The following is a 12,555-nucleotide window of genomic DNA, read 5'->3' on the forward strand; positions in this document are numbered from 1 at the left end:
GGAAAAGTGCTAAAAACCTTTATAGATATTGGTTAAAAGCTTTTTAAGAGACATTGGTTCGACTCCCCCCGTCCCCATCTAGTTGCTCAAAATACAGATGTATCAAGGCTTTTGAAAAGAGTGATAATAATTGCGGTAACCATTCACTTTTCTTTAGCATCAAATTCAATAAATTGAGCAGGCTTGAAGTCGTTTTCCATGTCGAGAACGGCTTCTTTTTCTGTTGTAGGGTATTAATGACTTTAAATGTTTAAGGCTGTCTAAGATATGTCAGCTAAAGGTGCATATGTGAAAAAGCTTCATCCACTAGACAATGACCTTCCGATAGTGAATGAAGCTATTGTTAATTGTTTTCTTAAAGGAATCAATCGGAGGAAACAATGATTAATTGTACTGAGTTAATCAAATTTCAAAAGTATGTAATGGACATCAACAAATATGATTATGCACGTTATGGTTGAAACGGCTGAAAGAATAAGTATCTCTTGTGTTTGCCAGTGTGGATCTCAGATGTTAGCATGCTACTTTCCTACAATACAGCTACTGCGTTACCATACTTTTCACCGTAAACAGGGAATAATTCTCCGACCCCATCCCGACATATAATGAAGTTACTCTCTCCATGGCCTACAGAATCATTGACAATTCTCCCACTTTTGTTTATTTCCGTAGAAGTTATCGAGATCATCAAACGAAGCTCTGAAGATATTTAAATTATAGTCATTCACCTCCACTGTGCCCTGAATGAATCCTAGCATGTCATCTGAGACGTTAGAAGCATCCTCAGCCCATTCGTTTACCACTTTGTATACCTCTTTGTCATAAGGCGTTGTATGGGCCATAAGGACCGAAGTAGCTAAGTTCTGTGTGATGCCGTTGTAAGCGCCAATTGCGTTATCAAAATTTAGTAATCCATCTTCATTAAGTGCTACACGTTTAAAAGCTAGGTAATTCGAATACATTTCGTCTAAAGCTATTGCGTTTTCAGGTGACAGACAGGATTTATCAGTATCGGGCTTGTGGATCACCTCAACTGCTTCTACCTCTTCGGTTTCTACAACCTCTGTATTTTCACCTTCAGCGCTCAAACTTTTTTGTTTGGTCTTTGTAAGATAAATATCGTTTGATACGAGATAACTTATAACTATAATACCCATCACTATAATAGATGTTAAAATTGCAATTATTACTTTGTAAACGTTATTCTTTTCCATTGTCAATAACCTCCGAATTATGCGTTAAAATATAACCAAGATTTGTTTTCTCCTCCAGCACACATCGTCGCTGGCATTATAAGTGCAACTGACAATTCTATAATGCATTGCTTATAGAAGCATAGTGTAAGAGAAACACCTTCCATGCTTATCATATTATGTAAATAGTTTGAAGGCAAATTAGATTTTGTTGATAAGTAAATAGATTTAAACTACAACCATTTGGAATGTTATACATGATAAAGATTAAGTCCTAATCAACTTAATGGAATCTACTTTTGTATATTCGAAGTAATTAATAAAGGGAGAGGGTACTTTGAAAGGCTATTGATGGAAATTGCAAATACATAATTAGCGAAACTGATTAAGTATGATACAAGATGATGTTGAAATATTAGAGGGATGATAAAAGAGTATAAAAATGCGTTAGTGTAAATTCCTAACAGTGTAAAATTCACTTCCAGAATGCCGCTTTCTATCGTGAAATACATATATGGTATTTCAACTCCAATCCTCATGCCCTAGAGGGAAAGACGTTAAGTTGTCTTTCTCTCTTTTTTAGAAAATTAATGCTAATCATCAAGGGCAATAATGCAAATGCTTGCTAGCTTTTATATTGTATATCGCTCCATTAAAGAATTTAATTCACGATTTAATTCCGTTAGTTTTTCGGCAGCATGAGCAACATCAGTAATTGCTTTAATGTGCTCATCGATGGAAGAAGCAATTTCCTGTACGGAAGCGGCTGTCTGTTCTGATACGCTGGATGCACTTTCGATTCCTTCACTCATCAACTTATTATAAGATGTCATCACGTCCATTTCTTTATTAACGGCTAATATGGATTCTACAATTTGTTTTACAGAAGCAGACATCTGATTGAATTTACCTTGTGTTAGGACTACATCATCATTTAACTTTTTAGCAGTTTCCATTGTTCCTTCTACAGTTTCAACTGTTTTAGTCGTTTCTGAAACAATGGATGAAACCACGCCTTGTACTTGGTGGGTGGCCATTTTCGATTGTTCTGCTAGTTTTCTTATTTCATCGGCAACCACTGAGAATCCTCTACCATACTCACCTGCTCTTGCAGCTTCAATACTCGCATTTAAAGCTAGTAGATTGGTCTGCTCTGCGATTGTTTCAATGGTTTCCATCACCTGTGTGATTTGATTTATTTGATCATTTAATTTTTTAATTTCATCACTGACTTCTTGTGAGGCTGCTAGTGAAATAGTATTGGACTTTTGTAATTGTTGTACTATTTCAATTCCCTCGGATGATATTTTTTCTGCATGTTTTGTAATGTCATACATAACTTTACTTTGTTTTTCCGTAGTTTCTATAGAATTTGATAATAGCTCTACTGTTTGGTTTATGTTGTCCAAATCATTGGCTTGTTCTTGTGTACCAGTAGCAATTTCAGTAATTGCTCTACCAACTTCGTCACTACTAGCAGATGTTTCTTCTGAAACGGCTGATAAGTTAGTCGCTGAATCCAATAAATGTTCACTTGTATTTTTAGTCTTTTCGACGAGCGTGCGTAATTGCTGTGACATTTCATTAAAAGCGGTCGCAAGTTGTCCAATTTCGTCATTTGATTCAGGTAGATGGGTAACCATTATATGACCATTAGAAATTTTTGTTGCGGCTTCAGCTACTTCTTGTAAAGTATTTAATTTCTTCCGAATACCTAAATAAAACACCAGTGAGCTTAAAATAATAAGTACGACTGTTGCACCAAAAATAATATATTGTAAAATGTTTAACCCTTCATAAAATTCATCTTGAAAGACAGCAATTCCAATAGTCCAACCCCAAGGCTCAAAATATTCAGTATAGGCTGTTTTATCTTTAAAAGAACCATCTGGCTGTTTATCAGAGTAAACGACATAGCGATCTGATTCATTTTTGGACTTGCCGCCTGCAATGATCATTTCGCGATTACTTCTGTTAAGGTCATCGGCAGGAGCTCCACCTATTTTAGAAGGATGGAGTTGTAACACTAAATCCTCGTCAAAAGCTAATATATATCCATTTTCTTTGTAAGTAAAATTGGATTTTTGATAATCGTACTCTCCAATTTCATTTACGGGTCCATTTAGAATAATTCTCGCTTGTTCTTTTCCTTCTTCTAGCGTTATTTTGCCACTTTCCACTTCTTCATTAATCAATTCTATTGAAGTATAGGCCCCTTTGACAATGCTTTGGAGTTCTCGTTGACCTGATTCTAAGAGCTGATCTTTAGCAACAAAATAGCTTGTTGAGCCGATAATCACAACTGTTACAAGTATAATAATTGTGATTAGTAGCATTAACTTCCCTGAGATGCTTCGTAACCGTAAATTTTTCTTCATCATTTGCTTCCTCCCACAACTATATATAGGTATATTTCGACAGTAATCTTCATAATTCAATGGTATCGAAATTATTTTTTATATGAGGCTAATTGTCCTGCAAATGACTATTCATTCATCAATCTTTTATAGATTGACATTTTTAGTGTGAAAATGATGTGATTACATATTAATATACTGTTGAAAGAAATGCCGTTTTCTAATTCAAACTAGAGTATTGTTAAGCGTTCGATACTATATAGATGATTCTCACTGGTTAGTTTTATCTTTAAGGAAAATAGGCTGTAGCGGGAATACATTTGCTATTGCGAATGAAGGTTATATATGTAAGGTTAGGCGGCACACCAATAAAGTAAAAATGTATACATCAGCAAAATAAGGTATATTATATTTGTTGAATAGATTTTCTTTAAGACAGGAAAAGTAGGTGAACCAAAGTGGGGAAATATCAATTGGATACTAAAGGTAAGGCGGCTGTGGCGAAGTATCATGAGAAACACAAGCCTGCCCAATTTGATAAAAAGCAGCAACTTGAGAAAATACGAGCAGAGTATTTGAAAAAGAAGCAAGAACAAGCAGATCAATAATATGAATGAAAACATAGGGAGGTTAAAATCTCCCTATGTTTTTTTCAATTAATCGTAGAGTTTATTTTTCAGGTATCTATTCCTCGTTAATTGATTTCACACGCCCTAGCATTTTTAATTTGTTCATACTCCGTTCATATTGTTGTCATAGGGAGGACATCTTCATTTTGTAAGCTATCCTAAACGGTTTGCGGAAGTGGCCGGATAAGAAGTTAGTGATGAAAGGGAGGAGTGGCACGAGCTATTAAAGCGGTCTGCACTGGCAGTTATAATCTCGTGCAAATAGAATGAAAAAAACGATAACTATTATAGGTAAAATCATAGCGGGTTTAGTGATAGCGCTAGTACTCTTTTTATTGATTGTGTTTGTAATTAATATTGTTTGCAACAAAATGGAGCAAGGAAAAATAGAATCGTATGGTCAGTCTGTAACAGTAGATGGGAAAAATATGAATGTTTTCATTCAGGGGGAGGGCGAGGAAACGGTCGTGCTTTTACCTGGTTATGGAACGGCGGCACCGGGACTTGATTTTCAGCCATTAGTAGATGAACTTTCTCCGTTTTACAAGGTTGTTGTCGTGGAGCCCTTTGGTTATGGATTAAGTGATTCGACTGACAAGGAACGGAGTACCGAAAATATAGTTAGTGAAGTGCATGAAGCATTACAGCAGCTTCATATTGAACAGTATATTGTAATGGGTCACTCAATTTCGGGTCTTTATGGACTGGATTATGTGAATACCTATCCAAATGAAGTGAGTGCATTTGTTGGGCTTGATAGCAGTGTTCCATCAATCAGTGAGAAAAAAATTGGTTCTTCCATCATTAGAACTATAAAGTTTCTTAAACAATCAGGTTTAGCTCGATTGCAGGTGAAGCTGGGTGATGACCCATATGCTGACCTATCGTATGATAAAAAAACAAAGGAACAATTGAGAATGCTTAAGCATAAGAACATGTATAATTCCACTCAGTTAAATGAGGCTGAAATGATGTATGAAAATTTTAAAGCAGCTGAAAGTTTGTCATTTCCCAAAAATCTACCTGTTATATTCTTTATTCAAGCGGATCATCCAGTCACTGACAGGTGGGTACCCGAGCATCATAAGCAAATAAAAGATTCTGTCTATGGGCAAGTGGTGACATTTGATGGGGATCATTATTTATATCGTACTAAGGCAAAAGAAATCGTTGAAGGCTTAAGAAAATTTATGAAAGAGGTCAGATGAATGGTGAGTTCATCTGAAAATGAGACGAGTCAGCTAAGTGATGAAAAACCGCCCATTTGGACGGTTTTTTCACTTTTTAACTAAAAATTTTTACAGCCGAGCTAGTGCCTATTCTTGAGGCTCCCGCATCTATCATTAATTGAATATCTTCCAAGTTACTTACACCGCCGGATGCTTTTACGCCAACATTTGGTCCGACTGCTTGTCTCATAATCGCAACGTCTTTAGCAGTTGCGCCGTGCAGTGAAAAGCCTGTGGAGGTTTTAAGGTAGTCGGCACCAGCTTTTACGGATAATTCGCATGCACGAATTTTTTCTTCATCCGTTAATAGACAGGCTTCTATAATCACTTTGACTAGCGCTTTTCCTTTTGCAGCGTTTACCACCATTGCAATCTCTTTTTCCACTAGCATATTGTTTTTGTTATTTTTTAATTCTGCAATATTTAATACTACATCGATTTCTGTAGCCCCATTATCAATTGCATTTAAAGTCTCAAAAACTTTTACTTCAGTCGTGTTTGCACCTAATGGAAATCCTATTACTGTGCATATATTCACATCCGATTCACGTAATAGTTCTGCAGATAAGCTTACCCATGTAGGATTCACGCATACAGATGCGAAGCCGTATTGTCTTGCTTCTTGGCATAATTGAATGATTTCTTTTTCTGTCGTATTAGGTGAAAGTAAGGTGTGGTCTATTAATTTTGCATAGTCCATAAGTATATCATCTCCGGCTTCAAAATATGTTTCCCTACTAAAAAGCTCTGTGGGGATGTTCAGCTACCCACATGACTTATATTAAAGCGTTTCATAGTTTTTAGACCATCCAGTTTAGTAGATTTTTCACCATCCATTAAAATTCTACATACGGTTTAGGACTTTGGGTGTTTTTGAGTTCCATATACTCGACATTAAATATGGTACATATAGTTCAAACATTTAGCTAGTAGCTGGGTGCGATTCGTTACTTGAAATTTTCGATAGAGGTTTTGGAGATGTTTTTTAATTGTATTTTCACTGACGATTAATTGCTGGGCAATTTCTACATTTTTCAGACCCTTGGAAACAAAATTTAGCACTTCTCTTTCTCGTGCTGTCATTTCAAACAGGATAGAGGGCTGTGAATGTAAATGTAAGGCGTACATATTTTCTATATTTCTTTTTAAATAAACTAACATTAAAACATCTTTTTCATTAAATAATTTCTCGCCAATTTTTCTTAAAAAACCGATAACAGCAACATGTCTATCATCTACTTTTAAGTACAATGCCATTTCATCTTCATAACTGTTCTCTCTTAAAAATACGTCTTTATAATGTGATTGTTTTTGAAGGCACATGGCTTTATTGTTATTGAGCAATTGAATGGCATGCTGTGTATCTATATTTTGAGGATGTAGTGGATCAAAATTTTTATATAGGTGTAAATATTCATTAATCGTATGAACCTCGATGTTAAAAAGTACAGGTGTCTTTAATTCGTTATTTGACATTTCCCAAAATAACATATGATGATAACCGAGATGTTGGTTTAATGTATGTAACAATTCATGTTTAAAGCTCTCATTACTTTGTTTCACATTCAAGTTGGAAATATGATAACTAGCCTTAAGAATTTTTTCTACATCAGCTTCATAAAACATGAAAACACCTCATTTCTCTATTAAGCACTTATATTCTATTTTGAGAACAATTATCCTTTTGGGTAATATAAATATTTTAGAATATTCAGTACATTGTGGTTGTAAGATTAATTCTACATGAGGTGATGATATGAATTTACATGAGTATGCTTCATATGACGGAATAGGCTTAGCAGAACTAGTAAAATCAAAAGAGGTAACACCACAAGAGCTCAAAAATCTTGCGCTAGAGGGAATCAAAAAAGTAAATCCATCTATTAATTCAGTAGTCAGTGTGTTAGAGGAGCAAGCAGACAAAGCCATTGAAAAGGTGGATAAAAATGCCCCATTTGCAGGTGTTCCGTTTTTAATTAAAGAGCTTGTCTTACATGCTGAGGGCGTCCCGCATAGTATGGGGAGCCGTATAGGCGAAAATACAGTAATACCTGTTGATAGTGAGCTAATGGCGCGTTTTAGAAAAGCTGGCTTCATTTTAGCGGGGACTACGACAACGCCTGAGTTTGGTTATAATGCAGCGACTGAAGCAGTTATTTATGGTGCTACACGGAATCCTTGGAATTTAGATCATAGTCCTGGTGGTTCGAGTGGAGGGTCAGCAGCCGCTGTGGCAAGTGGTATTGTACCAATTGCTCATGCGAATGATGGTGGCGGTTCCATTCGTATTCCCGCATCCTGTAGTGGGTTAGTTGGATTAAAGCCGACGCGTGGACGAGTTCCTACGGGCCCCTTCAATAGCGAGCCTTTAAATGGGATTGCCATTGAATTTGCTGTGACCCGTACGATTCGTGATGCGGCGGTTTTACTGGATCAAGTAGCTGGCCCAGATGTAGGGAGCTATTCAAAATTAGAAGTAACCCATGCTCCGTACGGACAATTAATTCATGAAAATGTCCGCCCTTTAAAAATTGCATGGACCACTGAAACGAATTCTGGCGCATTTGTAGATCCAGAATGTATAGAAGCTGTTCATAAAACAGTCCAAGTTTTAAAGGACTTAGGGCATGAAGTAGTGGAAGCACGTCCGAAATATGAGCAAGCGACATTTACAAAGGCTACGGTTGATATTTGGACAGCCAATATTTATAAAATGATTAAGGGTGCGGCAGAGGGGGCAGGTAAAGCAGTTTCTCCGGATAATATTGAAGCGGCCATTTGGAAATGCTATGAATATGGTGGTAATTTAAAAGCATCCGAATTATTAGATGCCATTAATATCAATGCACTTGTTTCACGTCAAGTAGCAGGCTTTTTTGAAGACTACGATATTTTATTGAGCCCAACAATTGGCACACTGCCTGCTAAAATTGGCGAATTAAATGCGAATAATCCTAACATTTCAGCAGTTGAATGGACGGAGCAAATTTTCACCTATGCGCCATTTACCAATTTATTTAATGCTACAGGGCAGCCTTCATTATCATTGCCTTTGGCAGAAAGTCAATCAGGTTTACCAATTGGTCTACAAATGACAGGTAAATTTGCAGATGAATTAACATTATTACAGCTCGGTAGACAATTAGAAGAAGCCATACCTTGGAAAGGTCGTAAACCTGCTGTACATGTAAGTACAACACAGCCTCAGCCAGCAGTATAGATGAGCATGAACGCACCCAGTCGAGACAAAAGTAGAGGGGTGCGTTTTCTGTATCCTTTACATCAGCGTATACACTACGACAAGAAACAGGTCTTTCTCCCATCCAGCAATTCATATACATAAAGAAAAAACTAATAGGAGTAGTGATTATTGGACAAACAACATCACAGGTATAGATGGGTTGTGTTTGTTGCTGTATTGTTTACGTATTTGGTAATGGCCAGTCAACGAACTGCTCCGGGGTTAATTACAGACCAATTGATGAGGGATTTTGGGGTGACGGCATCGACGATTGGGCTATTGACGAGTATCCAGTTTTTTGTGTATACGAGTTTACAAATTCCGATGGGGGTTTTAGCTGATCGATTTGGGCCAAACTTTTTTCTTATTATGGGTGCTATCCTAACAGGACTAGGTACGATTCTTTATAGTTTAGGGACACATGAATTCGTCCTATTTTTTTCTAGAATACTTACTGGTGTAGGGGATGCAACCATTTGGGTGAATATGGTGCTTATTTTGGCACAATGGTTTCAGAAGAAGGAATTTGTGCGTTTAATTGGCTTTGCAGGGATGACTGGGAGTCTAGGTTTCTTATTGGCGACGGTTCCCTTTGCTACTTTGATTCTTTTATTTGGTTGGAGAATTTCATTTTTTTCAACGGGACTCTTATTATGTGTATGTGGTGTTCTTCTTTATTTTGTACTTGTTAAAAATACGAAACGTATCTTTTCGGCAAAAGCGATAGTTGAAGCTGAGGTAGTGCAACGTGAAAAAACATCTGTTTTATTACGGAGAATATTTTCAAATCGACAAGCTTGGGCTTTATTTTTTTGCCATTTCGGGGTCGTTGGGGGATATGTAGGCTTTATCAGTTCGTGGGCTGTCCCCTATGGAATCAATATGTATGAGATGACCCGTTCAGAGGCGAGTCAGCTAATTATGATTGGTCTTATCGGAGCACTTATCGGGGCCCCCTTAACGAGTTGGCTTGCTGGCCGGTTAGAAACGATTAAGAAGCCTTATATTGGTGTTCAAATGGCTGTTTTATTGAGCTGGTTATCCTTTCTCTTATGGAAGGGGCATCCGTCCCTAATCCTTCTTATTATACTATTCTTCATTATCGGCTTTGGATATGGAGCAAGTGCCTTAACGTTCGCGGCTGTTCGTCAAACTTTTCCTATCACTGAATCTGGTATCGTTTCTGGTTTTGCGAATACAGGAGGCTTTTTAAGCGCTGCATTACTACCGATTATTTTTGGCTATGTGTTGGATTATTTTCAATCGACTTCAGGTTATATAGGAGATGGGTACTACTATGGATTTATCACCCCAATTGTATTTTCCGCCATTGGCCTGATGGGAGTACTGTTATTGAAGGAACAGCGCATGAAAGCCGACCTACAATGACTTGGCGAAACCTCTAGTCGAAGGTAATGTCATATCAATCTTAATGGCTAAATTAGGGGTATTTAAGCGAGCATTAAGCGCTTGTTAAATATCCTTTTACTATAGCTTTTTCCCCCTTAATCACGCTGAAATTTGTTAAAATTATTCATTATTATTACTTTTATGATTAATTTTACCTGGATGGTGATCACCATAAATGCTAAACTGATTAGGAATCTTAAAATTCAGAATTAAAGGGAGCAAACTAGGAAATGAGTAGATTTAGAAAAGTTATATCTATACTAAGTATGGTGGCATTGATACTGGCCACAGGGATTTTCTTTACGCAAACCCCTGTAAATGCACAAGAGGAAGATAAAGATATTCATATTACACTCCTCGCTACATCAGATATTCATGGCCGTTCTATGCCTTGGGATTATGCGGTGGATGGCCCAAATCTCACAGGCAGTTTAACGCAATTATATACAATTATTAAGGATATTCGTAACGATAATCCGAATACAATCTTGTTGGAAAATGGAGATTTAATACAGGATAATTCTGCAGAATTATTCAACAATCAGCCTCAATCACCAATGATGGTCGCTGTTAATGAAATGGGCTATGAGGCTTGGACATATGGAAATCATGAATTCAACTTTGGTTTAGGCATCCTTGATAAAGTTTCTAGCCAATTTAATGGTACAAGACTTGCTGGTAATGTTTATAAAGAAAATGGAGATCGTTATTTACCTGCATATACAATTATTGAGCGTGAAGGGGTAAAAATCGGTGTTATCGGGATGGTAACTCCACTGATTACAGAGTATGAAAAAGGCACGGATCATCTAGATGGACTAGTGATCAAAAATCCAATTGAAGAGACTAAAAAAGCGGTCAAAGAATTAGAAGGCAAAGTAGATGTCATGATTGGCCTCATGCATATGGGGCTGGAAAATGAAAATGGTATTCCAGGGACTGGCGTGAAGGAGATGGCAAACGCCATTCCAGAGCTAACAGCTATTTTTGCAGGTCATAATCATGTCCTGATTAATAAAGAAGAAGTGAATGGCGTTTTTATAACAGAGCCTAATAAATATGGAACACATATTTCACGAATTGATTTAACATTTACTCGCCAAGGCGAACAATTGCTGCTAAAAGAAAAAGACGCTTCGGCTATTCCTGTAAAGAACGAAGATGGCACATTTGTTGAATCTGATAAAGAACTAGAAGAAACATTAAAGCCTTACCATGAGTTTGCACGTGAAGATGCCAATATCGAAGTGGCACAGCTGAAAGGAACAAATCTTGTCCCGAAAAATGAAATTAAAGGAATTCCTACAGTACACATTCAAGAAACACCTTTATCAGACTTTTTCCATGAGGTAATGCTGCATTATAGTAAGGCTGATGTAGTAGCGCATCAGATTGATAATGACAAAGCTTCATTGAACATAGGTCCTATCAAGAAAAAGGATATTGCCTATAATTATCAATTTGCTGGCGGAGAAGTATCTGTTTATGAAGTAACAGGAAAAGATTTAAAAGATTATATGGAATGGGCTGTTGGCTATTTTAATAGTACGCGAGATGGAGATGTAACGATTAGTTTTGATAAAACAAGACGTTCATCGAAATATAGTACAAATGACTATTTTGGTCATGTAAAGTATGGCATCGATTTAACGGAGCAGCCAGGCAACAGAATCAAAAATCTTCGTAAATTAGATGGAACGCCAATTAAAATGGAAGATCATTTAAAGCTTGGTATGAACGCATATAGAATGGACTTTCTCGTATCAAAAGGTCAGGCGCTTGAAGGGCGTAAGTTCAATATGACTTGGTCCTCTAAAGATGAAAGTGCTTATGGGGAAACAGGTGGAACAATTCGTAATCTAGCAATTCGATACCTGAAAGAAGAGATGAACGGTGTTTATGAGCCAGTCATCCAAAATAACTGGAAAATAATTGGTGTCGATACAAAATCACCAACTCGTGCTGCTGTTGTTGAATTAATTAACCAAGACATTTTAGCAATTCCTACTACGGAAGATGGAAAATATACAAATATTGCATCTATTAATGTCAAGGATGCCATAACAAAGGAAGAAATAGCGGAGCTAGCAGCAAAGGCCAACGTCAAAGAAAGCCGATTTTCTGGAGTAAAAACGACAGGTGAATTTTATCAAAAGCTAGTAAAAGCTATTAATCACCCTAAAGCTGAGGAAGATAAAGTAACAGACAAGCCAGTGGAAAAACCAACAACAAATCCAAGCAAACCAGAGCCAGATAAATCAAAGCCTTCTGTTAATAAACCACAACCAACTAAAGGCATTGTGACAACGTATCACTTAAATGTTCGTTCGAAACCATCGAATGCAGGTAAAGTATATGGCACAATTTCAAAAAATACTGAAATAACGATTTTAGGGGAAGAACAAGGCTGGTATAAAATTTCTTATAAAGAGAAAACGGGTTATGTGTATAGCCGCTATGTAAAAGTTAAAAGTAAATAATGAAAGGGGCTGAAGT

General features: G+C 36.9%; 9 protein-coding genes. 5 read left to right on the plus strand and 4 right to left on the minus strand.

From position 1 onward, the window contains the following. Positions 1 to 635: 635 nt before the first annotated feature. Both C9J29_RS16145 and C9J29_RS16150 read right to left on the minus strand, forming a co-directional pair. Entirely contained in the window at positions 636 to 1,214 is a 579-nt protein-coding gene (locus tag C9J29_RS16145) for a hypothetical protein (protein WP_107922443.1), read from the minus strand. 611 nt (positions 1,215 to 1,825) lie between these two features. Continuing rightward, positions 1,826 to 3,574, minus strand: a complete 1,749-nt coding sequence (locus C9J29_RS16150) for a methyl-accepting chemotaxis protein (protein ID WP_107922444.1) — start codon at positions 3,572 to 3,574, stop codon at positions 1,826 to 1,828. A gap of 434 nt (positions 3,575 to 4,008) precedes the next feature. Between C9J29_RS16150 and C9J29_RS24365 the strand changes: the two genes are divergently transcribed. Together C9J29_RS24365 and C9J29_RS16155 are read left to right on the plus strand one after the other, a co-directional pair. After that, the gene (locus C9J29_RS24365) at positions 4,009 to 4,158 is read left to right on the plus strand and encodes a hypothetical protein (protein WP_025116598.1); all 150 of its coding nucleotides are present in this window, start codon (positions 4,009 to 4,011) and stop codon (positions 4,156 to 4,158) included. 287 nt (positions 4,159 to 4,445) lie between these two features. Beyond that, complete coding sequence (locus C9J29_RS16155; protein WP_107922445.1) at positions 4,446 to 5,387, plus strand: alpha/beta fold hydrolase; 942 nt, start codon at positions 4,446 to 4,448, stop codon at positions 5,385 to 5,387. A 76-nt stretch (positions 5,388 to 5,463) separates the two neighbouring features. Here the strand turns inward: C9J29_RS16155 and deoC are convergent, their stop codons facing one another. Beyond that, entirely contained in the window at positions 5,464 to 6,108 is a 645-nt protein-coding gene (gene deoC / locus C9J29_RS16160) for a deoxyribose-phosphate aldolase (protein WP_107922446.1), read from the minus strand. A gap of 194 nt (positions 6,109 to 6,302) precedes the next feature. Next, a complete protein-coding gene (locus C9J29_RS16165) occupies positions 6,303 to 7,034 on the minus strand; it encodes a response regulator transcription factor (RefSeq protein ID WP_107922447.1) in 732 nt (243 codons plus the stop codon). Positions 7,035 to 7,164: 130 nt separating this feature from the next. On the opposite strand from C9J29_RS16165, the gene C9J29_RS16170 reads away from it, so the two are divergent. From C9J29_RS16170 to C9J29_RS16180, 3 genes are all read left to right on the plus strand, one after another. Beyond that, positions 7,165 to 8,628: an amidase gene (locus C9J29_RS16170; RefSeq protein WP_107922448.1), complete on the plus strand. Its 1,464-nt coding sequence runs from the start codon at positions 7,165 to 7,167 to the stop codon at positions 8,626 to 8,628. Positions 8,629 to 8,778: 150 nt separating this feature from the next. Further along, complete coding sequence (locus tag C9J29_RS16175) at positions 8,779 to 10,038, plus strand: MFS transporter (RefSeq protein ID WP_107922449.1); 1,260 nt, start codon at positions 8,779 to 8,781, stop codon at positions 10,036 to 10,038. A gap of 251 nt (positions 10,039 to 10,289) precedes the next feature. Continuing rightward, positions 10,290 to 12,539, plus strand: a complete 2,250-nt coding sequence (locus tag C9J29_RS16180; protein ID WP_237068860.1) for a 5'-nucleotidase C-terminal domain-containing protein — start codon at positions 10,290 to 10,292, stop codon at positions 12,537 to 12,539. The last annotated feature ends 16 nt before the right edge of the window (positions 12,540 to 12,555 follow it).

The sequence above is a fragment of the Lysinibacillus fusiformis genome (genome assembly GCF_003049525.1).
GTDB classification, from domain to species: domain Bacteria; phylum Bacillota; class Bacilli; order Bacillales_A; family Planococcaceae; genus Lysinibacillus; species Lysinibacillus fusiformis.

Coding starts and splice junctions, on each gene's coding strand:
- C9J29_RS16145 (WP_107922443.1), bottom strand. CDS start 1,214: ATGGAAAAGAATAACGTTTACAAAGTAATAATTGCAATTTTAACATCT.
- C9J29_RS16150 (WP_107922444.1), bottom strand. CDS start 3,574: ATGATGAAGAAAAATTTACGGTTACGAAGCATCTCAGGGAAGTTAATG.
- C9J29_RS16155 (WP_107922445.1), top strand. CDS start 4,446: ATGAAAAAAACGATAACTATTATAGGTAAAATCATAGCGGGTTTAGTG.
- deoC (WP_107922446.1), bottom strand. CDS start 6,108: ATGGACTATGCAAAATTAATAGACCACACCTTACTTTCACCTAATACG.
- C9J29_RS16165 (WP_107922447.1), bottom strand. CDS start 7,034: ATGTTTTATGAAGCTGATGTAGAAAAAATTCTTAAGGCTAGTTATCAT.
- C9J29_RS16170 (WP_107922448.1), top strand. CDS start 7,165: ATGAATTTACATGAGTATGCTTCATATGACGGAATAGGCTTAGCAGAA.
- C9J29_RS16180 (WP_237068860.1), top strand. CDS start 10,290: ATGAGTAGATTTAGAAAAGTTATATCTATACTAAGTATGGTGGCATTG.